The organism is Candidatus Megaera polyxenophila (genome assembly GCF_029982035.1).
Lineage (GTDB): Bacteria > Pseudomonadota > Alphaproteobacteria > Rickettsiales > Rickettsiaceae > Megaera > Megaera polyxenophila.
Genome location: NZ_CP104166.1, coordinates 1,148,520 through 1,172,029 on the forward strand (window position 1 = coordinate 1,148,520; position 23,510 = coordinate 1,172,029).

Annotated in this window: 24 protein-coding genes, 1 tRNA gene and 1 other RNA gene; 12 read left to right on the forward strand and 14 right to left on the reverse strand. The window is 33.8% G+C overall.

Annotated features, from left to right (window positions below; genetic code table 11):
- Positions 1-4: 4 nt before the first annotated feature.
- Both N3Z16_RS06135 and N3Z16_RS06140 read left to right on the forward strand, forming a co-directional pair.
- Positions 5-1,084, forward strand: a complete 1,080-nt coding sequence (locus N3Z16_RS06135) for an LptF/LptG family permease (RefSeq protein WP_282485813.1) — start codon at positions 5-7, stop codon at positions 1,082-1,084.
- Entirely contained in the window at positions 1,081-2,550 is a 1,470-nt protein-coding gene (locus N3Z16_RS06140; RefSeq protein ID WP_282485814.1) for a UbiD family decarboxylase, read from the forward strand. The genes N3Z16_RS06135 and N3Z16_RS06140 overlap by 4 nt, the downstream gene beginning before the upstream one ends.
- A gap of 48 nt (positions 2,551-2,598) precedes the next feature.
- Here N3Z16_RS06140 and N3Z16_RS06145 read toward each other — a convergent pair whose 3' ends face one another.
- The 3 genes from N3Z16_RS06145 to N3Z16_RS06155 form a co-directional block, all read right to left on the reverse strand.
- A complete protein-coding gene (locus tag N3Z16_RS06145) occupies positions 2,599-3,840 on the reverse strand; it encodes an MFS transporter (RefSeq protein ID WP_282485815.1) in 1,242 nt (413 codons plus the stop codon).
- Positions 3,841-4,431, reverse strand: coding sequence for a guanylate kinase (gene gmk / locus N3Z16_RS06150; RefSeq protein ID WP_282485816.1), 591 nt, complete (start codon positions 4,429-4,431; stop codon positions 3,841-3,843).
- Between the two features lie 192 nt (positions 4,432-4,623).
- Entirely contained in the window at positions 4,624-5,244 is a 621-nt protein-coding gene (locus N3Z16_RS06155) for an alpha/beta hydrolase (RefSeq protein WP_341850345.1), read from the reverse strand.
- A gap of 185 nt (positions 5,245-5,429) precedes the next feature.
- On the opposite strand from N3Z16_RS06155, the gene N3Z16_RS06160 reads away from it, so the two are divergent.
- The gene (locus N3Z16_RS06160) at positions 5,430-6,572 is read left to right on the forward strand and encodes a glycosyltransferase family 4 protein (protein ID WP_282485817.1); all 1,143 of its coding nucleotides are present in this window, start codon (positions 5,430-5,432) and stop codon (positions 6,570-6,572) included.
- A gap of 57 nt (positions 6,573-6,629) precedes the next feature.
- On the opposite strand, the gene recR is transcribed toward N3Z16_RS06160, so the two are convergent.
- From recR to ffs, 4 genes are all read right to left on the reverse strand, one after another.
- Positions 6,630-7,232, reverse strand: a complete 603-nt coding sequence (gene recR, locus N3Z16_RS06165) for a recombination mediator RecR (protein WP_223938312.1) — start codon at positions 7,230-7,232, stop codon at positions 6,630-6,632.
- Between the two features lie 42 nt (positions 7,233-7,274).
- Complete coding sequence (locus N3Z16_RS06170; protein ID WP_223938311.1) at positions 7,275-7,595, reverse strand: YbaB/EbfC family nucleoid-associated protein; 321 nt, start codon at positions 7,593-7,595, stop codon at positions 7,275-7,277.
- A 35-nt stretch (positions 7,596-7,630) separates the two neighbouring features.
- The gene (gene dnaX, locus N3Z16_RS06175; protein ID WP_223938310.1) at positions 7,631-9,187 is read right to left on the reverse strand and encodes a DNA polymerase III subunit gamma/tau; all 1,557 of its coding nucleotides are present in this window, start codon (positions 9,185-9,187) and stop codon (positions 7,631-7,633) included.
- 19 nt (positions 9,188-9,206) lie between these two features.
- An RNA gene (gene ffs / locus N3Z16_RS06180) (signal recognition particle sRNA small type) lies at positions 9,207-9,302 on the reverse strand.
- Between the two features lie 191 nt (positions 9,303-9,493).
- Between ffs and yidC the strand changes: the two genes are divergently transcribed.
- The 3 genes from yidC to N3Z16_RS06195 are packed head-to-tail and all read left to right on the forward strand — an operon-like array spanning position 9,494 to position 12,627.
- Complete coding sequence (gene yidC / locus N3Z16_RS06185) at positions 9,494-11,194, forward strand: membrane protein insertase YidC (RefSeq protein WP_223938309.1); 1,701 nt, start codon at positions 9,494-9,496, stop codon at positions 11,192-11,194.
- A complete protein-coding gene (gene yihA, locus N3Z16_RS06190) occupies positions 11,184-11,792 on the forward strand; it encodes a ribosome biogenesis GTP-binding protein YihA/YsxC (RefSeq protein ID WP_223938308.1) in 609 nt (202 codons plus the stop codon). Before yidC ends, yihA begins: the two co-directional genes overlap by 11 nt.
- Positions 11,749-12,627, forward strand: coding sequence for an amino acid kinase family protein (locus N3Z16_RS06195; protein ID WP_223938307.1), 879 nt, complete (start codon positions 11,749-11,751; stop codon positions 12,625-12,627). Before yihA ends, N3Z16_RS06195 begins: the two co-directional genes overlap by 44 nt.
- Here the strand turns inward: N3Z16_RS06195 and N3Z16_RS06200 are convergent.
- Positions 12,614-13,105: a DMT family transporter gene (locus tag N3Z16_RS06200; RefSeq protein ID WP_282485818.1), complete on the reverse strand. Its 492-nt coding sequence runs from the start codon at positions 13,103-13,105 to the stop codon at positions 12,614-12,616. The genes N3Z16_RS06195 and N3Z16_RS06200 overlap by 14 nt on opposite strands.
- A gap of 103 nt (positions 13,106-13,208) precedes the next feature.
- Here N3Z16_RS06200 and N3Z16_RS06205 point away from each other — a divergent pair, with 103 nt between their 5' ends.
- Entirely contained in the window at positions 13,209-13,592 is a 384-nt protein-coding gene (locus tag N3Z16_RS06205) for a hypothetical protein (RefSeq protein WP_282485819.1), read from the forward strand.
- A 10-nt stretch (positions 13,593-13,602) separates the two neighbouring features.
- Here the strand turns inward: N3Z16_RS06205 and N3Z16_RS06210 are convergent, their stop codons facing one another.
- The 5 genes from N3Z16_RS06210 to N3Z16_RS06230 form a co-directional block, all read right to left on the reverse strand.
- Positions 13,603-14,007 (reverse strand): hypothetical protein, encoded by a 405-nt coding sequence (locus tag N3Z16_RS06210; protein WP_282485820.1) that lies wholly within the window; start codon positions 14,005-14,007, stop codon positions 13,603-13,605.
- Positions 14,008-14,045: 38 nt separating this feature from the next.
- Positions 14,046-14,666 carry an AAA family ATPase gene (locus N3Z16_RS06215; RefSeq protein ID WP_282485821.1) on the reverse strand — a complete coding sequence of 207 codons (621 nt, stop codon included), beginning with the start codon at positions 14,664-14,666 and terminating at the stop codon, positions 14,046-14,048.
- A 9-nt stretch (positions 14,667-14,675) separates the two neighbouring features.
- Positions 14,676-15,419, reverse strand: coding sequence for an outer membrane protein assembly factor BamD (locus N3Z16_RS06220; RefSeq protein WP_223939058.1), 744 nt, complete (start codon positions 15,417-15,419; stop codon positions 14,676-14,678).
- 18 nt (positions 15,420-15,437) lie between these two features.
- The gene (tatA, locus tag N3Z16_RS06225) at positions 15,438-15,596 is read right to left on the reverse strand and encodes a twin-arginine translocase TatA/TatE family subunit (RefSeq protein WP_223939059.1); all 159 of its coding nucleotides are present in this window, start codon (positions 15,594-15,596) and stop codon (positions 15,438-15,440) included.
- Between the two features lie 161 nt (positions 15,597-15,757).
- Positions 15,758-15,832 (reverse strand) — tRNA-Glu (locus tag N3Z16_RS06230).
- A 193-nt stretch (positions 15,833-16,025) separates the two neighbouring features.
- On the opposite strand from N3Z16_RS06230, the gene N3Z16_RS06235 reads away from it, so the two are divergent.
- Positions 16,026-16,499: a TspO/MBR family protein gene (locus N3Z16_RS06235; protein ID WP_223939060.1), complete on the forward strand. Its 474-nt coding sequence runs from the start codon at positions 16,026-16,028 to the stop codon at positions 16,497-16,499.
- Between the two features lie 139 nt (positions 16,500-16,638).
- On the opposite strand, the gene N3Z16_RS06240 is transcribed toward N3Z16_RS06235, so the two are convergent.
- Entirely contained in the window at positions 16,639-17,286 is a 648-nt protein-coding gene (locus N3Z16_RS06240; protein WP_223939061.1) for a Tim44/TimA family putative adaptor protein, read from the reverse strand.
- Positions 17,287-17,524: 238 nt separating this feature from the next.
- Between N3Z16_RS06240 and N3Z16_RS06245 the strand changes: the two genes are divergently transcribed.
- From N3Z16_RS06245 to N3Z16_RS06260, 4 genes are all read left to right on the forward strand, one after another.
- Positions 17,525-18,436 (forward strand): TerC/Alx family metal homeostasis membrane protein, encoded by a 912-nt coding sequence (locus N3Z16_RS06245; protein ID WP_282485823.1) that lies wholly within the window; start codon positions 17,525-17,527, stop codon positions 18,434-18,436.
- 246 nt (positions 18,437-18,682) lie between these two features.
- Positions 18,683-19,882, forward strand: coding sequence for an autotransporter outer membrane beta-barrel domain-containing protein (locus tag N3Z16_RS06250; RefSeq protein ID WP_282485824.1), 1,200 nt, complete (start codon positions 18,683-18,685; stop codon positions 19,880-19,882).
- A 290-nt stretch (positions 19,883-20,172) separates the two neighbouring features.
- Positions 20,173-22,053, forward strand: coding sequence for a peptidoglycan D,D-transpeptidase FtsI family protein (locus tag N3Z16_RS06255; RefSeq protein WP_282485825.1), 1,881 nt, complete (start codon positions 20,173-20,175; stop codon positions 22,051-22,053).
- Positions 22,054-23,508: a UDP-N-acetylmuramoyl-L-alanyl-D-glutamate--2,6-diaminopimelate ligase gene (locus tag N3Z16_RS06260; protein WP_282485827.1), complete on the forward strand. Its 1,455-nt coding sequence runs from the start codon at positions 22,054-22,056 to the stop codon at positions 23,506-23,508.
- Positions 23,509-23,510: the final 2 nt, after the last annotated feature.

Consider the following 23,510-nt stretch of genomic DNA (forward strand, 5'->3'; position numbering starts at 1 on the left):
TTTAATGTTAATTTATAAAAAATACATTGCAAAAACTATCCTATACCCTTTTATAGCGTTAAGTTTTGTGCTAACTAGCCTAGTGTGGATTACGCAGATATTGAAGTTATTATATCTATTAGAGAAAGGAGTAAAATTAATTGATTTTCTAAGCCTAATTATTCTTATAATACCTTCGATATTTTTTATGATTTCCCCTTTTATTTCTGTGTTAGCAGTAATATATATTTATAGCAAGCTACAAGAAAATAGACAACTAATCATACTTAGAATAGCTGGCCTTAGTAATTTTTCCCTGGCAAAGCCGGCACTTCTTATTGTTATTTGCATAACTATGGTTTCTTACTATATATCTTTATATTTAATGCCTTTGTCTTATAGTAAATTAAAAGATGATCTTAATAATTTTCGCCAAAATTATGTATCAACAAATATCATTGAGGCAAAAACGTTTAACCAAATATCCAAAAATTTTACACTTTACCTCGATAAAAAAAATGCAGACGGTACTTTGGAAGGGGTAATTTTATTTGATAATAGAATTCCGAAAGATCGTACAGTTTTGTTTGCTAAAACTGGTAAAATAATAACACACGATAGTATACCATTGTTTGAATTAAGGCAAGGTTTTAGACAATCTTTTGATAATAATCAGAACATAACAAAATTATATTTTGATCAGTTGTTAATAGCGATTAAAAATGATGATCCTGATAAAAATGATCGTAGTAAAACAAGTTTAGAGCTTTATGTACCAGAGATGTTACACCCTATTAATAATTTACCTGAGGAAAGCAAGAAGAGGTTAATTGTAGACGGTCATCAGAGGTTAATTTGGCCTTTATTTAATTATGCTCTAGTGCTTTTAGCACTAAGTATGTTTCTCACTACGAATAAGGATAGTAGGAAGTCTAACATTAGGCAAATGATTTATACTTTTTGGCCTCTGGTAATAGTTGCTTACTTTCACTTTACTTTACAAAAAGCTGCTTATAAAGAAGCTATATATATTTTTGCCTGTTACCTAAACATATTCCTTTGTATAGTTTTCAGTATTTGGAAAATTAACAAATCGACTATATGATCTTTAAAGATTTGCCTGCTTTCTTAGAATATTTAGAGAAAAATAACCATTTAAAAAGAATTAAAGAAGTAGTATCAACACAGCTTGAGGTAACAGAAATCAGTAAGCGGTTTTTACATAATAATGGTCCTGCATTGCTCTTTGAAAATGTTATTAAGGAAGATGGTAAAAAATCTAAATTCCCAATTGTTACTAATTTATATGCTCATCCCCAGAGAATAAGCTGGGCTCTGGGTTTAAACTCGCAATCAGAGCTTCGCCAATTCGGGAAATTACTAGCCTTTTTGAAGAATCCGGAACCGCCATCTTCTATTAAAGAAACATTCTCTATGTTACCGATTGCAAAAAGAATATTATCGATGTCCCCTAAAAATGTAAAAAAAGCAGTATGCCAGGAGGTTGTTATTCTAGAACCGGATTTAAACATTTTGCCGATTCAAAAATGTTGGCCACTTGACGTAAGTCCTTTAATTACTTGGCCTTTAATTATTACAAAAGGTACTGGCAGTGATAAAACAGATAGTTATAATCTCGGCGTATATCGGTTGCAAGTAGTAGGCAAAGATAAACTTATCATGCGTTGGCTTAAAATGAGAGGGGGAGCTGCACATCATACTAAATGGCAAAACCTAAAAGAACCTATGCCGGCTGCTGCTGTAATTGGAGCAAATCCAACTTTAACTCTCGCCGCTGTTATGCCAATTCCAAATACTATGTCTGAATATAATTTTGCCGGTTTGTTGCAAAGTAGTTCTATTGAACTAGTACAGTGTAAAACTATTGATTTAAAAGTACCGGCTAATGCTGAAATTATTTTAGAAGGCTATGTAAGTTTAGATGAATACTTGCCGGAAGGGCCATTTGGGGATCATACAGGTTATTATAATGACGTTGAATTGTTTCCAGTATTCAAAATTAAAGCCATAACAATGCGGAAAAATCCTGTTTATTTAAGCACCTATACCGGTAAACCGCCTGATGAGCCCTCCGTCTTGGGCGAAGCATTAAATGAAATATTTATACCTTTAATTCAGAATCAATTTCCAGAAATCGTGGATTTTTGGCTTCCTCCTGAAGGTTGTTCTTATAGAATAGGAGTTATTTCTATAAGAAAAACTTATCCCGGGCAAGCAAAACGAATTATGATGGGTATATGGTCTTTCTTGCAGCAATTTATGTATACAAAATACATTATCATTGTAGATGATGACATAGATGTTCGCAATTGGTCGGAAGTTATGTGGGCAGTGGCTACCAGGACCGATGCAAAGCGTGATTTTACTTTTATTGAAAACTCCCCTATCGATTATCTGGACTTTGCTTCTCCTATGTCTGGCCTTGGAAGTAAATTAGGTATCGATGCTACAAATAAGATCACACCAGAAACTTCAAGGCAGTGGGGAGAAAAAATTAAAATGAATGACGAAATTATAAAGAAAGTGGATAAGATATGGCCTTTTCTGTAGTTGTTAACTATTTTTTATAAGGCTAGTTATTTCTAATAAGTGATTCAATTAATGGCTTTTACGTTTTTGGGAGAATTTATAGATTACCAAGAAAGCCACCAGGGCAGAAAAGGCTATATATATTATAGGGAACAGCATAATTTTATACTTATTCATAAAATATAAAGAAATGTACGCCGCTGTTCCAGACATTAGCATTGAGCCTATAGTATGACCAAGGCTAATACCTCTGTAACGTTCGTTTACTGAGAATGCTTTGATAATTATTCCATGTGCTAAAGCGTTAAACGGCGCAACCGATATAGCTAGAATAATTGTAGAAATTAATGCTAAGTTCATTAGTTGATAATAAATGGCTATTCCTAATAATCCACTTGCGGTTAACGTAAGCAATAGACTTATCTTTACAACGATCATTTCCCCGATTTTATCGGCCAAAAAACCTGCAATTGGCATTGAAACTCCAAATATAAAAACTATAAAAATAGAGAAACTGGTTATAATTGTGCTAGTAGCTGGAATAACTATCGGTAGATATTGTCTCATAAAAATAATAGATAACTGATAAGTAACGCCAAATCCTCCGGCAAGCAATATGGTCATGAACAGCGTTAAGCTATGGTGTTTGATAAATGGAACTAACTTATCAATTTCAATTTTTTGTTCTGCAGAGCTTGTAAAGTCAGGGGTTTCAGTTAAAAATTTTCTACAGTAAATGGTAAGAAACGCAAGCGGAAGCGATAAAATAAATGGTATGCGCCAAGCCCAATTGGGAAATAGCGAGGAGTTAAAAAGATTGGTAACTGCAATACCTAATAGTAATCCAAATACCCCGGAAGTCCTAGTAATTGCTGAGGCCGTATAATGATATTTCTTTCCTAGATGCTCAATAACATAAATAGCAGCTCCATCATATTCTCCCCCCACGAAAAAACCTTGCATAAATCTGCAGATAATCAGAATATAAGCAGCAGTTACTCCTATGCTGTTAAAATCAGGGAGGATACCTATGGTAAAAGTCGGAATAGCGATGCCAATTATTGTAATACGAAGAGAGATTAACCTACCATAAAAATCTCCTATAAAACTGAATATTAATGATCCTAAAGGCTTCGAAATATAGGAAATTGCATAAATTCCAAATACATACATAAGACTTTGAATTTTTTCTAATTCCGGAAAAAATTTAAGGGCTATTATGGCAGCAGAAAAACCATATAGGTTATAGTCATAGTACTCAACTATGGTACCTAGAAATGCACCGATTATTTTCTTTTTTTCTTTTCTCACCTATAATCCTCTTTTTTTCCTTTCAGATTTAATGAAGTCATATATAGCGTTTACACTAGTTAAAAAATCGTTATTAACTATTACATGGTCGTAATTTTTTGTGTGCTCAATTTCTTTTGTAGCTAAATTTACCCTTAAATCAATTTCTTCCGGAGAATCCTGCTTTCGTACTTCTAATCTTTTGCGGAGTTCTTGAATAGATGGGGGGGAAATAAATATACTAACAACTGAATTTTGTAATAGAGTTTTTAGTTTTTGTGCTCCCTGGATATCAATATCAAATATTATGTCATGTCCTTGGTGTAACTGGGTTTCAACAAAATCTTTAGGTATGCCGTACAAATTGCCATATACCTCCGAATATTCAAGTAATTTACCTTCATTTATCATTTTCAAAAAATCATTTTTTGACTTAAAAAAATAATCTTTTCCATCAATATCTCCGGGCCGTGGTTTTCTAGTAGTAGCAGAAATAGACCTAACTAAAGTTGTATCTTTCGCTAATAAGGCTCTAGCTATACTGGACTTTCCTCCACCAGAAGGAGCAGAAAGGATTATGGCTAATCCTTTTTTTTGAAAATTCTCTGACATTAATTTATATTTTTCTTGTCCTCAAGCAACTAATCTTACTCTTAAATATCTAGGTTATAACTTCCTAAAGGGATATTGTCAATTAGCCAGATCCAATAAATTAGTCTATGAAAATGGTGTAAAAGTGCTTAGTTAAATTTTTTCCAAAAAAGTTTTTTATTTTATTGCCAATAAATAATTAGGTAAACGACCTTATTCTATAGATTTAAGCACTTCTTCTATTGAATTGTATAATATTAGTAAATCTTCTTCTCTCGAAAGTCTATGGTTGGCGTCTTTTATTAACTTAACCACTACTTTTTGCGATTCTACTTTTTCGGCTATTCTCAGAGAAATGGTATAAGGGACGTCAATATCTTGTACTCCGTGGATAAGATGTAGCGGGCAGTAAATATCTATGTTTTTTTCAGATAGCTTGCTAAGCATAAGATATTTTTTACTATCTTCTATTAAATTATAACTAATAGGATAAGATTCATTACATTCCGGGTTATTACTGCATACATCATATATACCTTGTTTTTTAATAATGTCTTTTTCTTCATTTGTAAATTTATCCCATATTAACTCTTTAGTAAAATCCGTTGCCGCAGCTAGGGTTATTACACCAATTACTTTTTGGGGATGTAATTTTGCAGCAATTAGGGCAAGCCATGCTCCCATACTTGAACCTATTAATAAAACTGGTCCTTCAGTTAGCTCTTGTATGACTAAATTTACTCCTGATAACCAATCGCTGATGGTCTGGTCAATAAATTCACCAGAGGAGATACCGTTACCAAAATTATCAAATCTAATAAAATTATACCCCAGTTCCTAGCAATATTTTTCGGTTGCTATAGCCTTATGGCCGTTCATATTAGACATTAGCCCGTGAAGAAAAATAATATAAGGGGCTTTATTTTTTGAACCAGTTTGTTTATGATATGCAAGGAATCTTTTTTTGTTACTAGTATAAAGCTTTTTCATTTTATCTGTTTTTGGCAGTAATTATTTTTATGTCTACTGAAGAATATCACAAAAAAACCATCCTGCAAGTTGTTCCTGCGCTTGTTTCTGGAGGGGTTGAAAGAGGAACGTTGGAAATTGCTAAAAAAGTGGTTGAGTCTGGGTATAAATCAATAGTTATATCCGCCGGAGGTCCGCTTGTTAAAATTTTGCAAGCAACAGGATCAAAACATATAAAATTAAATGTAGCTAGTAAGAACCCAATAACTATTTGGTTAAATTCCCAAAAAATTGCCAAAATAATAGACGAAGAAAAAATAGATATAATCCATGCTAGATCAAGAGCACCGGCATGGAGTTGTTTTATGGCAGCAAAAGCAACTGGTATTAAATTAGTTACCACCTTTCATGGGGTTTATAATTTTCATACTAAAATTAAAAAATTCTACAATAGTATAATGACGGAAGGGGCTGTAGTTATTGCGGTATCTCAGTTTGTAAAAGAGCATATTATAAAGAATTACAAAGTTGATCCCAAGAAAATTGTTTTAATCCACCGAGGAGTTGATTACAGGGAATTTACTAAAGAGAAAGTAAATGAAAACGTATTGCTAAAATACAGAACTAAATATAATGTTCCTGCTAATGCACCTGTAATCCTATTACCAGCTAGAATGACTGAGTGGAAAGGCCAGCTCGTTTTAGTAGAAGCTTTAAGCAAAATCAAACACCTCAATTTTTACTGTATTATGACCGGTGATTTAGCTAAACACCCGTTATATGTGCAGCGAGTTGCAAGCCTTATCAATAAAAATAAGATGCAGCATAAAATCCAAATATTTGGAAGTGAACCTAATATAGTAAATTTATACGGTATTGCTGATATTGTTGTTTCTGCTTCAATAGAGCCAGAAGCTTTTGGCAGAACAATAATCGAGGCACAATCGATGGAAAAATTGGTCATAGCTACAAATATTGGCGGAGCTGCCGAAACTATAGAAAATGAGAAAACAGGGTTTCATGTTGCGCCGGCAGATAGTCAGCAACTTGCTGATAAAATTGAGTATTGTTTATCAATGTTAGGTAAGGGTAAAGCTAAAGAAATAGGAGCAGCAGCACGAAAATCCACTATAGAAAACTTTTCTCTTGAGGTAATGCTAGGGAAAGTAATGTCAATTTATAAAAATATGTAATCAATTAAATCAATATTTGAAAAAGAAATTACTGATTTAAGGTATTATTTATATAAATTACTCAAAAGGCTTTCTACTTTCAAAAGCCGCCCATAGTGTTCCTTCATCCAAATAATCAAGTTCTCCTCCTATTGGAATACCACTTGCCAATCTTGAAGTTTTGATTGGATAATTCTTGAAATATTCAGTAATAAAATAAGCCGTAGTTTGTCCATCAAGGGTTGAATTGGTTGCAATAATTAACTCTTTAGTTTGGTGGTTATTACATCTAGATAACAGGTTGGGCAATTTTAAATCTGCCGGACTGCGATTGGCACTAATGGAAAGAGTACCACCAAGAACGTGATATCGTCCTTTAAAACGGCCCGTACGCTCGAGAGCCCATAATTCTGCAACTGTTTCAACTATAGCAATAATATTATCGCTTCGCTGCTGATCAAGACATATTCTACACTGCGAGCTATAATCTATATTATTGCAAATAGTGCAGCAATTAATTTTAGCAGCAGCGTCTTGTAAGCCTTCGATGAGTCCTTTGAGCCTTAAATCTTTATCCTGTAACAAATGGAGAACTATCCTTCTTGCTGATCGCGTTCCAAGTCCTGGAAGTTTAGAAAATAAATAAATCAGTTGATCTGGCCCTGATGTTTCTTTGGTCATTACCATTTTAGCTGCTAATAGATTGATTAAACCAATATGTTGCTAAAATGGTAAATTCATGCCTGGTAACCCACCAAAATTACCAAATGCGCCCGTCATGCTACTTTTTGATTCCTGATCAGCTTTTGCTTTTGCATCATTATAGGCTGCAATTATTAAATCTTCTAAAATTTCTCTATCTTCTGGTTTTAGGAGAGAGGGATCAATAGAAATTTTTTGCATTTCACCATTACCGCTCATGGTTACTAAAATAAGCCCTCCGCCGGATTTGCCTTCAAATTCCTTTTTGGCAATTTCTTCCTGCAGTTCTTTCATCTTTTTTTGCATTACTTGTGCTTGTTTCATCAATTGGTTAATATTCATTTTTAAATACCTTTATTTTTTATAAATTGGACAAATTATGACTTGAGAATTATATCGGAAACATCAGCATTAGGAAAATTATTTTTTATAACGGTGAAATCTTCGCTTGCCTTTGCTTTTTTAAGTAATTCCTGTTTTAAGCTATTTATTTTATCCTGTTTGCATATTACAATATTCCACTCGATCCCAGACCATTTGTGTAACATTGATTTAAGGTTTTTTTCTTGAGAAATTTTGCTATTAGCGGCTATTTCTATTAATGGCTCGGTGAAATTTTTAACTTCTACTTCATTAAGCAATACATAGTATAATTCCATTTCATTTTGGCCATGGCAAAATTTCAAAAAATCAAAAATATTTCTGTTTATTTCTGTTTTTGGATTTGTTGAAGGTGCTGTCTGCTCCACATTAAATTCTGCAATTTGGCTGGATTTATCTAAAAGATTCTCAATATCAGGTATATTACATGAATATATTGCTTTTATAATAAGCATTTCTGCAGTTATTAACTCATTATGTGAAGATTTTATTTGATTAGTGCCATTGCTAAATATTTGCCATAGGATGCTAAGTCTGGATAAACTTATTTTCAATAAAATATCAGTAATTTCTTTCCCATAATTTTTATACATGGGTTCGTGGAAACCCGCTATTACCTTTTCTTTGGTCAAACTGGCAATCAAATCTGCAATTTGCTCGACAAAATGCTCTAGGTTGCTAGAGTTCATATATATTTCTTCAAGTAATTTTAACGCCTCTTTAGTATTACCCTCAATAATTAACCTTATCAATTCTAGAATTGTACTGATCTGGACAAGGCCAAGCATCTTATTGACGGATTTAGCAGTTATTATATCATTATGCTGGCTCACGTTGTGAATATAACTGGATGCCTGATCAAGTATTCCCGTTGCATCCCTTGCAGAGCCTTCAGATTTTAGAGCAATTATTTTTAGCGCTTCTTCCTCTAATTTTAAATTTTCATTTTGGGCAATATTTTTAAGGAGAACCAAAATTTCCTCGATTGACAGCCTCCGTAAATCATATCTTTGACATCTGGATAAAACTGTTAGTGGAATTTTTTGTACTTCAGTTGTGGCAAAAATAAATATTACATGGGGAGGAGGTTCCTCTATTAATTTGAGCAAAGCATTAAATGCGTTCTTGGAAAGCATATGAACTTCGTCAATTACAAAAATTTTATATTCGCCGAGTAACGGGCGATATTCACTACTTTCTATTATTTCTCTAACGTCATCTACACCTGTTCTACTGGCTGCATCTATTTCAATAATGTCAGGATGATTGTTATTATTAAAACTTTCGCAGTTTTTGCATGATTCACACGGGAGGGCATTATTTAAATCATCGTTTAATAAAGAAGTACAATTAACGGTTTTAGCTATTATTCTGGCTGAAGATGTTTTGCCAACCCCCCTAATACCGGTAAGTAGCAGTGCGCCTGTAAGCTTTTTATTATTTATGCAATAGCTCAGAGTTTTAGTAAGTACTTCCTGGCCCAATAGCTCTTTAAAATTTTTTGGTCTGTATTTTCTGGCAAATGGGACGTAGCGTGCCGAATTATTAGCCATAGGTTTTTAAGTGGTTTGTATTTAAAGCTAGCGCCGACCCGCTTAAGGTTTTGCTCTGGCTGCTTTCTTTCGAACCTGACCAACTAAACAAATTAAACGCCCGACACTAGCCGGATTCCAAGATAATATTTTTAAAGGCTGCGTGCAAGTATTAAGTGCATCAGCTTATAGAAAAGTTATTAATCTGGCATTGGTTTTATTTAGTAACCTTTAGATAGTTTAAGGCTTTTTAATTCAAAGAGCTTGATTATTTGCTATAAATCTTATAAAAATCCAAGGACTGTATAAATAAATTCTCAAAACAATATGAATTATAGTTTTCTAAATTTGGTAACTGCTATAGTGGTGTCGGTACTAATAATATTTGGCTGGCAGCATTTTTACGAAAAACCAAAATTACAGCGGCTTGCCGAAGAACAAAAACATTATACTAAAACTCTAGAAAGTGTAAAAAAAGAAACGCAATCAACTAACGTTGATAAAGTAGTTAATCGCCATGAAGCATTAAATTTATCCAAAAGGATTCCTATCAAATCTACTGTGCTTTCCGGTTCTATATCACTACAGGGCTTGCGTTTTGATGATTTAACGCTGTTAAAATATCATACAAGCTTAGATGAAAATAGTCCTCCGGTAGTGCTTTTTTCTCCTTCAGCGGCACAAGAGGCTTATTTTGCTGAGATAGGGTGGCTTGGAAATAATAAAAATATAAAGTTTCCTGATTCTTCAACCATTTGGGAGGCAGATGGTGATATTATTTCACCGGATAAGCCTATAACATTTACCTGGACTAATCCCGAAAAGATAAAATTTGTGGTTAAGGTGGAGCTTGACGATAATTATATGTTTACTATCAAGCAGATAACCATTAACCATTCTTCCCATCCTATGCAGACCCAATATTATGCCTTGATAAATCGTACCTATAGCCATGAATCAGAAAGGATGGTAAACATTCTTCACCAAGGAATGATAGGAGCTGTTAATGGTGAACTTAAAGAATATAATTACGATGATATAAAAGATAAGAAAAAACAAAGTTTTACAAAAAATAAAGTAGACTGGCTAGGTATTACAGATAAATATTGGCTTGCAGCCTTTATCCCTGATCCTTCTTATCAGTATTCATCAAATTTTATTTATGGAATTAAATCAGGTATGGATAAATATCAAGCTGATTTTGTTTCAACCGCTCAGATTATTGAATCCGGAGGGAGTTTTGAAGTAACACATAAACTATTTGCCGGTGCTAAAAAAGTTGATTTGCTAGATAAATATGAGAATCAATACAATATCAAATTGTTTGATAGAGCAATTGATTTTGGCTGGTTCTATATTCTTACTAAACCTATATTTAATGCCATGAATTTTTTCTACCTATATGTAGGTAATTTCGGTATTAGTATAATGATCGTTACAATTATTATTAAGTTAGCAATGTTCACGTTAGCTAATAAATCTTATCGATCAATGAAAAAAATGAAAAACCTTCAGCCACAAATGGAGCGTTTGAAAGAGCTGTATGCAGATGATAAGACGCGCCTTAATCAAGAAATTATGAGCCTTTATAAAAAAGAAAAGGTCAATCCTGTTAGCGGTTGTTTACCATTATTGGTTCAAATACCTGTTTTCTTTTCTATTTATAAAGTGCTGTATGTAACTATTGAAATGCGCCATGCACCATTTTTTGGCTGGATTCATGACCTGTCCGCACCAGATCCAACAACCATATTCAATTTATTTGGTTTATTACCGTTTACGCCTCCGGTTTTTCTGATGATAGGTGCTTGGCCAATAATTATGGCACTAACCATGTATTTGCAACAAAAAATGAGTCCGCAGCCAGCTGACCCAGTACAAGCTATGGTTATGAAATTTATGCCGCTTATGTTCCTGTTTATGTTTAGCAGTTTTCCGGCAGGGCTTTTGATCTATTGGTCGTGGAATAACATTCTCTCAATAATTCAGCAATTTTACATAAATAAGTTGGATAAGAATGGCCAATGAACTAGGAACAAAGATATTTAGGCAGGAAGCAAGATTTATTGCTGGAGCTGCAAAACCAAGCCAATTACCGAAAATGTTCTTGCCCCAAGTTGCTTTTGTTGGAAAATCAAATGTAGGCAAATCTAGTTTGATTAATACTATCTGCCGGAGAAAAAATTTGGCAAGGGTTTCACATACACCGGGAAGAACCAGGCAGATAAATTTTTTTCTAATCGCAGAAAAATTAGTTATAGCAGACCTTCCTGGTTATGGTTTTGCTAAAGTTCCGGTAGAAGAAAAGCAAAATTGGGAAAAACTGATACTTCATTATTTACAAAACAGCCCTACACTTAAATTGGTCAATTTGCTTATTGATGCTAGAAGAGGTATTAAAGAAAATGATTTTAAAGTAATTCAGTTGTTACATTCATATGATAAACAAATACAATTAGTATTTACAAAAGCAGATAAGGTAAAATTCAAAGAAGGCTTTGAAGTGGAAATCAAGAATTATCTTGCAAGTTTAGGATACTTATTATGTAATGTTGTTTTGTCCAGTAGCAAGAATGGTGTAGGTGCAAAAGAACTTCAACTTAGCTTGGCGCAATACGTCAAATAATCAGAAAAATCTCCTTGTTCAAAATATTAGAGCAGGTAAAGCTCAGCTTATAAAAAAAATTATTGAACGTAGTAATTTAATAAAACACATGAGTGTAGTGATACGCTTATCGTCGGTAATCATTGAAAATAAAATCCTGCTTTCTAACTTTGCTGAGAATTTAGAAATTTTAGTAGATAACGGCCTGAATTTAATTGTTATCCATGAATACGGTAATTTATTAACAAAACAGCTTAAACTCCTTGGTATAGATGATAAAAAATATAGCCCACATTTTGGAGATGATAAATTATCTGGATTGTTTGAAATGGTTATTTCCGGTCATATCAATAAACGTATAGTATCAAAGTTATGTTCTCTTGGGGTTATGGCCATTGGTTTGTCTGGTAAAGACGGGAATTTGTTAGTAGCTAAAAAGTCTAACCATATTGCAATTAACGATAGTTGGCTTTATGCGAGTGAACCGTTATTAGTTAATCCCGAAATTCTATTAGCAATCGAAGATACTAAAATCGTTCCAATAATTTCACCGGTAGCTTGTACTGACAAGGGGAAGACAGCAATTTTAGATACTGATATTACTTCAGCGATGGCTGCAACTGCCGTCAATGCAAATAAATTAATTATAATGTGCGAAAACGACTTTCTAATAAATAATGTTGTTACTCTTTCATCTGTTACTGAATTAAATGGATTGCTAAAAAACACTATCGAGGTTGCTGCAACTGATTCTTTAGTGAAAGCCTCGAGGTATGCTCTGTTAAATTCTGATATTACAGTTCAATTTGTTAATTCAAGAAAGAGCGATGCGTTGTTATTTGCTATTTTTGATTAGTTGAATTTTTGCTAAATAAGGTTATCACCGCTCCTGATAAAATGATAATTGTGCCAAATATTTGCATAACACTTACCGTTTCGCCCAGAAGTATAATACCAGACAGTAAAACGAATACCGGTTCTAGAACCGATACTATAGCAGCTTTTTCAGAACTTATATATTTTAACCCTTTTAATAATAGCAATATTGGTAAGGCCGTACAAATAATTGCCATAAAAGTTATATTTAACCAGTTATTTCTATCTGGAATAACAAAATTACCCTCAAAACATGCAACAATCAAGCATGCAATGCTACAGCCAATTAATACCATTGAAGTAGAAATTAGAGGGGAAACATTACTTTTTTTGCTGGCTACTACGTAACATGCATAGCAAATTGCAGATAAAATTCCAAAGCCTATTCCTGAAAAATCAAGTTTTAATTCATGTAAGTCTGCTAAGAGGAGTATGCCAACTATTATCATAGAACTCATTGCGGGTTTGAATTTTTACGAAATAAAACCATTATAGCCTTGTATTTAAAAGGTTTGTAGATATATTGAGTATTCATTAATTTTATTTAAGTAACCAAATAGAATGAGCAGAATTAGACGATACAACAAGCTTCCTACTGTTTTGAGAGAAGATGAATTTAACGAATTTGTCTTACCGCATCTTAAAAAAGGCACACGTGGTCCAAGTAAAAAGATATCATTTTTCAAATTATTTAATTACATTCTTAAACTCATGCATACTGGTTGCCAATGGGAACAGATACCAATAGACAAAAATAAAGACGGCATGCCAGAAATTCACTATACTAATATCTATAATGCTTTTAAGTTCTGGGTTAAGCACGGATGCTTTGATAAGATTTTCGAAGCTTCGGTGGCAAGGTTATTTAAAGCTGGAATGCTTGATACTGATATATTACATGGTGATGGTACTTGTACTTCTGCTAAAAAAGGGGTGACAACTTAGGGTATAATGGTCATAAACACACTAAAGGAGACAAGGTTGTACCGTTTTGTGATAGAAACTGCAATGTTATTGCGCCTTTTGTTACTGCTCCGGGTAATAGGAATGAAGGAATCCTGCTTACTCCTGCAATATCAAACTTAAAAAAGATTGTAAAACTAATAGGTATAGATCTCAAGGAAAGTACCATGAGCTTAGATGGTGTATATAATTCACGTAAAAATCGTAAAGCAATTTTTAATCTTGGCATGACTCCTAATATGCCAGAGAATAAAAGGAGTCGCAAGAAATCTAAGCGAGGAAGAAAGCAAACTTTTTGCCGGAAAATCTTTAAAGAAAGGTTTAGAACGATAGAGAGAATATTTGCCTGGGAAGATAAATTCAAACGGTTGTTACTGAGATTTGAATTCCACAGCATAAACCATTATGCTCTGAAAACTATAGCCTACAGCATGGTTAACCTGCGGCATTTTTGTGGATAACGGCTAAGCATGGATTAAACAAGGTGCGGATGAAGCTAAAGGGAGAATACTGCCCAAATTGCCAAAAATTAAGCAATTTGATTATAAAATCATCAAAAATTCCAATACAAAAGCTGCAGTTCCAAAATCTTATCGACGAGAATAAAAACCCACCCGTTTTTAAACTATGAAACCAGCAATGAGTTCGAAGTAAAGTATGATTATGTTGACCATGAATTTCTAAAAGGTAATCAAATAAATCAGAGGCTAACCTTTGAGTTACTAAATTATCATTAAGAAGAAACTTTCTACGGCCGTTAGCGTACTGAATTCTCTTTATTATTATATCATCATCTGGATCTAGATTGATATCATACTCGGATAAATACTCAGCAGCTTGCTCTACCCTAGCAAAAGTAAGAACAACTACAGCTTTTTCTTGATTAGCACGCACAACTTCTCCACTGGCCTTAGAACCTAAAGCAAATAGAATAGCGTCAAGTAATATGGACTTACCAGCGCCGGTTTGGCCGGTAAGAACGCAAAACCCATCTTCAAAATCCAGGTCTAATTTCTCAATTAGTAGAAAATCCTGAATTGATAGGTTTTGCAGCATACGGTAGCATTATTTTAATAAATTACGCGCATTATGAAGCCAGCTTCCGCTCGGATAATTATGACTAAGCACGGCAGCATATTTTTCTGCTTCGTCTTTTAAACCTAGCATTGCATTACTCTCAACTAGCCTATATAATGCTTCTTCTGCATGCGAAGTAGTTTGGTATTCCTCAATAACATTTTGGAATCTCTTAATAGCTGCTATTGGGTTTTTTCTTTTCAAGTAATATCTTCCCACCGACATTTCCTTACCTGCTAAGTGGTCGTTTACTAAATCTATTTTAAGAGCAGCATCAATAGCATACTTTGTGCCAGGGAAGCGCCTAATTAGTTCCTCTAAACTTTCCTTTGCATATCTGGTCCTAGACTGATCCAATAAAACGCTTGAAATCTGAACGTAATTAGAGAGAGCTTTCAAATAATAAGCGTAAGCTATATTTTCATGCCTTGGGTGTAGTTTTATGAATATGTCAAGTACATCAATTGCTTCGTCGTACTCACCGGCAACATACAAAGAGTAAGCTTGCATTAATTCTGCTTGAGGAGTTAGTGCATTTCCAGGGTGCTGAAAAAACACCTTTTCAAAATGTTCTGCTGCCTTTTTATATTCACCTTTTTCAAGTTGGACTACACCGGCATCATAGCTTTCCTGCGGAGGAATTATTTCTTCATCTTTCAATTTACTTTTACACGATATAAGAGAAAAAACCAATATACCAAACAAAGGTAAAATAAACTTCTTATTTTCCATAAACTCAATTATCAAATATTACTTATCATTATTTTCGTCTTTACTGTCTTTCATTCCTTCTCGAAAAGACTTAAGCCCTTTACTTAAATCAGACATTACCTGAGGTAATTTTCCCGCCCCAAATAACACTAGAATAATCACCAAAATAATTAGCAATTGACCAGCACCAATGCTCATAAACTTTACCTAAATTAGAACTACACTTTTATCTTTCTTGCGATAATAACTAATATTCCTTGTTTTATCTACAAAAATATCAGCCTCTTTTTAGAATAATTTTAAGAGATTAACATACTTAAGGTATACAAGACCAATGCTATAAAATTGGGGAATGTACATGGTGACCCCTACGGGAATCGAACCCGTGTTTTCACCGTGAAAGGGTAACGTCCTAACCGCTAGACGAAGGGGCCACAACTTACTGCGCATATAGCCACAGAGTTAAATATATTTATTTAGTAGTAGATTGCGTCAGCAAGATTCTTTATATAGATACAAATGATTTAATGCAACAAGTTTTTACAGATACGCTCCTCAAATAATTTATTCGTTTGTAAAAAATAACTTTCTCATAAAAAATAAAACAGAATTAGAAACCTATTTATAATGTCTATATCCAATAAGCCTTTTTATGCTCTTGTCTGGATTTTAGTGTTCCAACTTATAGGATTTGGTCTTGGAAGTATTACCAGTTCAAATATGGATTGGTATCACACTATTATAAAGTCATCGCTAACCCCTCCGAATGTTGTTTTCCCGATAGTATGGAGCATATTATATACTTTGCTTGCCTTAGTGGGTCATTTTTTATGGCAAAATAGAGAAGAACAAAAAGTAAATCACATATTGGTATTTTTTATAATACAGTTAGTACTGAACTGGCTGTGGACTCCGATTTTTTTTGGATGGCACTTAACTGGCATAGCTTTGGTAGATATCCTGATGATTGCTGCAATCACCGTATATATAATAATTAAAAGCTGGGCTAATCATTCTATTATAGCATATGTCATGATAGCTTATCTATTATGGTTACTATTTGCCTCTTACCTCAATTTTGTAATATGGATAAGCTCTTAAAATCCCGAGATACCAAGTCATAAGGAGAAACTATTATTTTTTCGTGGTGACTGACGCTTTAATTAACTCACAATTCAAGAATCTTAAAACTTCTTGTTAACGGAAATTGATAATAGACTATTCTGTAAGACACCGCTTACTACTGCGGCCTATCGATATTGGTTAAATACCAGGTAGGGTCACTACTTAAAGTGCTTTTAGAAAAAGTCCATTCTTCCTGTAAGTTCTTAATTTTATCAGTAATATTATTACCGGTAAATAACACCTTTATGAAAATGTTATTACCAAATAAGTATATGTCAGATATGTAAGCCTCAAGCTTATTGTCAGTTGAATTAAAATTACCGTAGTTTGAAGCTATTGTTTTAAAACTGTCAATATACCTTTTATCTACTAGTTCTTCTAATTGTTTCTCATCATTTTGCAAAGCAGATTCAACGATCATTTGAAAAGCCAATTTTGCTCCACTAGTAAAACGCTGAATATCAAAAGCAGGAACTTTATCTAACACTTCTTGCAGCCCTTTCTCAACCGCTTCTTTATTCTCTTCTAAAACAACACCTTTTAAATTTGGTTTACTTGCTTTTAAGAATTTTGGCTTTAATATGCTTGCAGTACTAGCACTATATGTTACGTCTTTTAGTTTACTACCTATATTCTCACCAAAAAAGCTGTTGTTTTTAGCTGGATCGTCACCTGAGGTTTTTCCTAAAGTAGATATGAGCTTATTTATTATAAAAAAAGCAATAGCTGCAAAAATTATAAGTTCCAAAATTTGACCTGACATTACCGAAATCCACCTGTAAAATACCTAAGACCATTCTATAACTAGAACAAATAATATGCAAATGATGATTTAGCTGATTAGCTTATATTATATATTTAATTTGATTGTATTTAGTGTTAAAAGCACAGTTAGCGCCTGTATTTAATTTAAGAATTGGTTATGTCCTAGATTATTTTTGCGATTTGTTAAATTAAGTTATACGATTGCCTATTATGGTAATTTAAATGGCATATTCTATATGGGTATACAAAATTTTGCTTGGAGTGTTTTTGCCTGCGTAGTAGTTGCTTTATTGATCTTCGATTTAGGGGTATTCAATAGAAAAGATGAAGTAATTACCCTCAAAAAAAGCATGTATCTTAGTTTTTTTTATATAGCTATATCGTGCTTATTTGGTTTGTTTGTTTTTAATGAATTTGGCTCAGGAAGCGCAAGTGAATATTATACGGGATTTCTTCTCGAGAAAACTATGTCGCTTGACAATATTTTTATGATATCAATGATTTTCAAATTTTTTAAAATTCCTCAACAATACCAGCATAGAGTTTTATTTTGGGGAATATTAGGAGTAATCATTTTAAGAGCTGTAATGATTTATGCCGGAGCAGCTTTACTTAAGCAATTTTCGTGGATATTATTTATTTTAGCTGCGGTTCTTATCGTTACCGGTATTAAGACTCTATACATGCTTGATAAGCCTGCTACCAAAATAAACGATACTTTTATCTATAAATGGCTTAGCAGTCATTTAAATCTTCATCCGGAATTAGTCGGTAATAAATTTACTATTCGAAAGGAAGGTAAACTATTTTTTACTCCCTTATTTATGGCATTGGTTACTATTGAATCAATGGACCTGATCTTTGCCATTGATAGTATACCCGCTATTTTTGCAGTTACCCAAAATAGCTTTATAGTATATAGCTCCAATATTTTTGCTATTTTAGGCCTTAGAGCTTTGTTTTTTTGCTTGGAGGATATTGTAGAGAGATTCAAATACATTAAATATTCTCTTGCTATTATTTTGATCTTAATAGGCATTAAGATATTTGTTGCGCATTTTGTGCCGATACCGAAATTGATTCCGCTTTTAATAACTATAGTTTTAATATTAATAGGAATTGGAGTCTCGGTAATTAAGGCAAAGTGAAATAATTCCCGGTATAAAACTGTGGTAAATTTACATATTAAAAAAATTTGTCTTATTTATAATAAACGTAATCATTGCTCATTGTGCATCTGAGCTTTTATACTCAGCTCGTAATTGACGTTTGGGGCATCATCTTAGGGAGAAGGCTCGTAATAGACCTAAGTAGCTAATCCATAATTTTGGTAGTCACTAATTAATTTGTTTTAAGTAGATATTTATTAACCGTAAATAAAAAAGGGAAAAACTATGGCAAAAAAATCAAAATTGTTAAAAAATCTGTTAACAACAGTTTCTACTTTAGCCGTGATCACTACTGCAGTTAACACTTACGCTGCTCTTGATTCCGATGATATATATAATAGTAGAATAGCTGGACAGTCCCCAGAGCTGCTAGCAGAAGCCTTAACTATAACAACTGCAGCAGGACGAGAAGATTTAATCAAACGCTTAACTCCGACTGAAACACCTATCCTTGCAGATTTAACAAGAGATGTTAGTTCTAATATAATAGCAAATCGGATAGGCGGTAGGCCTCAGGTTCTTGACCATAAAGCAGAACTAGCTTCAGCCGGAAATAGCGGTTTATCTGCCGGTGATTATCCCACTGCGTACGGTTTATGGACTAACCCTTCTATGCTTAAGGTAAAGCAAAAAACCAGTAAAGGAGCAGCAGGTTACAAGGCTTCAGTGGGCGGAGCAAGCTTAGGTTTTGATACCAAGGCTAATGAGGATATGGTTATTGGTCTTGCCCTTTCATATCTAAATACCCATGTTAAGCATAAAGATTTCAAATCTGGTGATAAAACAAAGGTTGACTCTGTTATGCTTTCTATATACGGATTGCAGCAGCTCACAGATAATTGGTATACACACGGTATTGTAACAGTCGGTACTAATAAAGTAAAAACTAAGGAAACAAGAAGGACAGGGGATACAACTACTGAGCTTGCTTCTGGTAACTACAGATCTATGTCATTTTCAGGAGAATTAATGCTGGGCTATAATACTTATCTGAAGCAAGCATCGTTTACTCCAATGGTAGGGGTTAGGGTAACTAAAGTTAATAATGCTGGATATACAGAAACTGGTACAGTTAATCAAAACTTGACAGTTTCTAGAAAAGAGCTAAATAGAGTAGAATTAGTAGCAGGAGCGAGGATCTACGGGTCTGACTATACGTTAAATGGATTAACCATCCTTCCTGAGATGCATGGATTCGTAAACCAGGATCTAATAGGTAAAAAACAAAAATCAGATATTAGGTTAGCAGGAGTTCCTGGTTACCTCAACGGTAAAGGTGGAAAGCCAGTTAAGACCTTATTTAATGCCGGTATGAGCTTAAATACGTCTTATAACAAGATGGAATATGGTTTAGGTTATGATGCTCACATGGCTAAAAAATATGTAGCGCATCAAGCTAATTTAAGGGTTAGAGTTAACTTCTAATATCCTTTTAAACCATACATTTGTTAAAGTATTTTAAATAAATACATTAAAAGCCTCTGTAAAATTTACAGGGGCTTTTCTTTATTGCCTCTATATGATATTGTAATTGAAGTTTTTTGGGTGCGGTGTATATCAATTCTATTTCTTCCATAAATCGGGTATTTATAGTTTTTTCCAAAAATTAAAGTTAAATATATGGAATCAAGATGCTATACCTTAGTGAAACAACAATCAGGAAAATCAGGCTTTTTAGCAAAATTATTATTGTATAAGGTAATACTGCCTACATTATGAATGGTCAAAAATCTTCTATCGGTTTAAGTCTTAAAAGAAAAGTAATCAAGGTCCTTAGGCTTTTACTATTTGGAATCCTATATACAAGAATATCAGTATTAAAATTAAGGCATTATTTTTCAAAAAGAACCAAAAAACTTCTTACAACGAAGAAGAAGCTTCCGGAAACATTAAATAATAGAATTAAGTTCAATAAAAATTTAGCAAGACAAATATTTATCTGGGACACTTCAGAGAATGCAATAAAAATCAGGTTAATTTTGGTAATTACAGGTTTTTTACTGTTTTTTTCCATTGTGGCTATAAGGCTAATTTTTATAGCAAGTACCGATTTCATTGAAGTTAATAAGTTTCTTAGCAAAAACAACATGCTCAGACGCGATATTGTTGATAGGTACGGTAACTTACTAGCAGTAAATTTACCTATAGCTTCATTATACGCCAAACCTCAAAAAATCGTTGATACTGACTCTTTAGCACAAAAATTAATTACTGTTTTTCCGGAATTGGAAAAGAAAAAGGTATTAGAATTACTCCGAAGTGATAAGAAATTTGTGTGGATAAAAAGAGACATTTCACCGAAACAGCAAGAGCATATATATAACCTTGGTATACCTGGTCTTGAATTTGAAAGAGAACAAAAAAGAATATATACTTACGGTAATTTGTTGTCTCATATTGTAGGTTATGTAGGCCGCGACATGGAAGGATTAGCAGGCATCGAAAAATTTTTTGATAAGCTATTAACAACGCGGGATGAGGATAACCACTCTAGTGGTTCTAGCCTACAACTCTCTATAGATGTCAGAGTACAAAGTATACTCGAAGAGGAAATTGCCAAAACCGTGCAAAAATTTAAGGCTAAGGGAGCAGCCGGTATTATTGTCGATCCAAATAACGGAGAGATAATTGCCATGGTTAGTAATCCTGATTTTGATCCACATTACCCAGGTAATGCTGCAAGTAATCAGTTGTTTAACATGGTTACCCAAGGAGCTTATGAAATGGGTTCCGGAATGAAAGCTCTAACTTTAGCAATAGGGCTTGATACTGGCGTTATCTCAATGAACGATGCTTATGACCTGAGTTATATGAAGGTAGGTAAATTTAAGGTAAAAGATTATCATCCTGTCAAAGGCTGGCATAGTATCGGACAAATATTCCTCCACTCCAGTAATATAGGCGTAAGCCAGATAATGCTTGAGATTGGTAAAAACAGCTTAAGAAACTATCTGAAAAAACTGAAGTTATTAGACAAGCTTGAAATTGAATTAGCAGAAAGAGCAAGGCCTCTTTTCCCTCCCTATTCCAGGTGGAATGATTTAAGTTTAGTAACAATGTCGTACGGTTATGCGATTTCAGAAAGCCCTGCTCATTTTGTGCAAGCAATGATGCCACTTGTTAATGGCGGTATCATGTACCCCCTTACTCTACTTAAGAGAAAAACCGGTGAACCGGTTATAGGAGAACGTATTTTTAAGGAAAACACCTCGAAATACATGAGACAACTTATGAGGTTAGTAGTTTTAGAAGGTACTGGTAAAAAGGCAGAAGTAAAGGGATATTATGTAGGAGGAAAAACAGGAACGGCGGAAAAAGTTATTGGTGGTAAATATTATAAGGATAAAAGAATGTCTTCGTTTTTTGGAATCATGCCGGCTACAAATCCTAAGTATATTATTTATGTAATAGTGGACGAGCCACAAGGTATTAAGGAAACATATGGTTTTGCAGGAGGCGGTTGGACAGCTGCTCCAACAGTTGGAGCGATTTTTGAGCGAATGGCAGTCTTATACGGAATGAATAAACTTGAGGAACATGATCCAGAAGTTCAGGAATTAAATGATATTGATTATATAATAAATGGCCGGACCTAAGTGAAAAGGAAAATAGAAAATTTATTTAGAAAATATAATGTCCAAGGTATTTCTTGTGATTCTAGAAATCTCAAACCAGGTGACGCATTTTTTGCAATAAAAGGAGAGAAAATAGATGGTAACCGGTTCATTAATGAAGCTTTAAAAACTGCTAAAATCGTTTTTACAGGTGATTCAAGCTGGAAAGGAGAAAAAATTTTTTATATCCAGGATATAAGGTTAGCTGTTGCAATTGCTGCTGAGATAATCTATCCGCACCTTTCTGTAAATCTTGTGGCCGTAACGGGGACTAATGGTAAAACTTCGGTAGTCTCTTATATTTATCAAATCCTAAAATTACTTGGGCAGGAAGCAGCAACAATAGGTACTATTGGTGTTAACTCCACGATAAAGCTCGAGGAAAAATTCTTAAAGGAGTTACCACAGTCTCTAACTACGGCCGATCCAATTACTTTTAGAAAAATATTAAATGAGCTAGCAGAGAAGGAAGTCAGTAACGTCATATTTGAAGCTTCAAGCCACGGAATCGCTCAACGTAGATTAGGAGAGATAAAGATAAAAACAGCTGGTTTTACTAGTTTTTCCCAAGATCATTTAGATTACCACAAAACCATGGAAAATTACCTTGAGGCTAAATTACAGCTTTTCAGAGAAAATTTAGAAGAAGGAGGAGAAGTGGTAATTAATTCAGAAATACTAGCTTCGAGCTATGGCGATGGGGTTAAAAATTTCTTTGCTAAACATAGGATACGTTATTTTGGGATTGGCAGAAATGGCAATATAAAAGTAAAAAATATTAATAGTTCTCTTACCGGCAGCAAAGTTGTCTTTGAATATAATAAAAAAGAATACACTTTTACCACTAATATCATCGGATCCTTCCAAGCCGTAAACCTTCTTATCGCTGCTAAAATGACGGCAAATCTCGGGTTTGATTTTGACCACATAGTTGAAGTTCTAGAAAAAGTTACTGCTGTAACCGGTAGGTTACAACGAATAGGTTTCGTTGAAAGTGAAGTTCAGGTATTTGTTGATTATGCACACACGCCAGATGCTTTAGAAAAGTCATTATGGGAGTTAAGAAACATCAAGGCACAGCAAGGGGGGAAATTATATGTGGTATTTGGTTGTGGCGGCGATCGTGATCCCTCAAAAAGAGAACTAATGGGACAAGTCGCTTGCAAATTAGCTGATTATGTTGTAGTTACAGATGATAACCCACGAAGTGAAAATCCTCAAAAAATTCGTCTTGATGTCCTAAAAGGAGCAGCCGGAGCAGAAGAGATAGAAGGAAGGGAATTTGCGATAGAAAGTACTATAGCAAAACTGAAAAAAAACGATATATTATTGATTGCGGGCAAAGGGCATGAAACTTACCAGATTATCGGAAACAGAACTGTGTTTTTTAGCGATATTGAAATTGCAAAACAAATACTGCTGTTGAAAAATAAGTAATT

What these genes read in the sequence shown, in the direction of transcription:
- N3Z16_RS06135 (WP_282485813.1), top strand. Translation starts at nt 5, where the DNA reads ATGTTAATTTATAAAAAATACATTGCAAAAACTATCCTATACCCTTTT.
- N3Z16_RS06140 (WP_282485814.1), top strand. Translation starts at nt 1,081, where the DNA reads ATGATCTTTAAAGATTTGCCTGCTTTCTTAGAATATTTAGAGAAAAAT.
- gmk (WP_282485816.1), bottom strand. Translation starts at nt 4,431, where the DNA reads ATGTCAGAGAATTTTCAAAAAAAAGGATTAGCCATAATCCTTTCTGCT.
- N3Z16_RS06160 (WP_282485817.1), top strand. Translation starts at nt 5,430, where the DNA reads ATGTCTACTGAAGAATATCACAAAAAAACCATCCTGCAAGTTGTTCCT.
- recR (WP_223938312.1), bottom strand. Translation starts at nt 7,232, where the DNA reads ATGACCAAAGAAACATCAGGGCCAGATCAACTGATTTATTTATTTTCT.
- N3Z16_RS06170 (WP_223938311.1), bottom strand. Translation starts at nt 7,595, where the DNA reads ATGAATATTAACCAATTGATGAAACAAGCACAAGTAATGCAAAAAAAG.
- dnaX (WP_223938310.1), bottom strand. Translation starts at nt 9,187, where the DNA reads ATGGCTAATAATTCGGCACGCTACGTCCCATTTGCCAGAAAATACAGA.
- yidC (WP_223938309.1), top strand. Translation starts at nt 9,494, where the DNA reads ATGAATTATAGTTTTCTAAATTTGGTAACTGCTATAGTGGTGTCGGTA.
- yihA (WP_223938308.1), top strand. Translation starts at nt 11,184, where the DNA reads ATGGCCAATGAACTAGGAACAAAGATATTTAGGCAGGAAGCAAGATTT.
- N3Z16_RS06200 (WP_282485818.1), bottom strand. Translation starts at nt 13,105, where the DNA reads ATGAGTTCTATGATAATAGTTGGCATACTCCTCTTAGCAGACTTACAT.
- N3Z16_RS06205 (WP_282485819.1), top strand. Translation starts at nt 13,209, where the DNA reads ATGAGCAGAATTAGACGATACAACAAGCTTCCTACTGTTTTGAGAGAA.
- N3Z16_RS06210 (WP_282485820.1), bottom strand. Translation starts at nt 14,007, where the DNA reads ATGCTGTGGAATTCAAATCTCAGTAACAACCGTTTGAATTTATCTTCC.
- N3Z16_RS06215 (WP_282485821.1), bottom strand. Translation starts at nt 14,666, where the DNA reads ATGCTGCAAAACCTATCAATTCAGGATTTTCTACTAATTGAGAAATTA.
- N3Z16_RS06220 (WP_223939058.1), bottom strand. Translation starts at nt 15,419, where the DNA reads ATGGAAAATAAGAAGTTTATTTTACCTTTGTTTGGTATATTGGTTTTT.
- tatA (WP_223939059.1), bottom strand. Translation starts at nt 15,596, where the DNA reads ATGAGCATTGGTGCTGGTCAATTGCTAATTATTTTGGTGATTATTCTA.
- N3Z16_RS06235 (WP_223939060.1), top strand. Translation starts at nt 16,026, where the DNA reads ATGTCTATATCCAATAAGCCTTTTTATGCTCTTGTCTGGATTTTAGTG.
- N3Z16_RS06240 (WP_223939061.1), bottom strand. Translation starts at nt 17,286, where the DNA reads ATGTCAGGTCAAATTTTGGAACTTATAATTTTTGCAGCTATTGCTTTT.
- N3Z16_RS06245 (WP_282485823.1), top strand. Translation starts at nt 17,525, where the DNA reads ATGGGTATACAAAATTTTGCTTGGAGTGTTTTTGCCTGCGTAGTAGTT.
- N3Z16_RS06250 (WP_282485824.1), top strand. Translation starts at nt 18,683, where the DNA reads ATGGCAAAAAAATCAAAATTGTTAAAAAATCTGTTAACAACAGTTTCT.
- N3Z16_RS06255 (WP_282485825.1), top strand. Translation starts at nt 20,173, where the DNA reads ATGAATGGTCAAAAATCTTCTATCGGTTTAAGTCTTAAAAGAAAAGTA.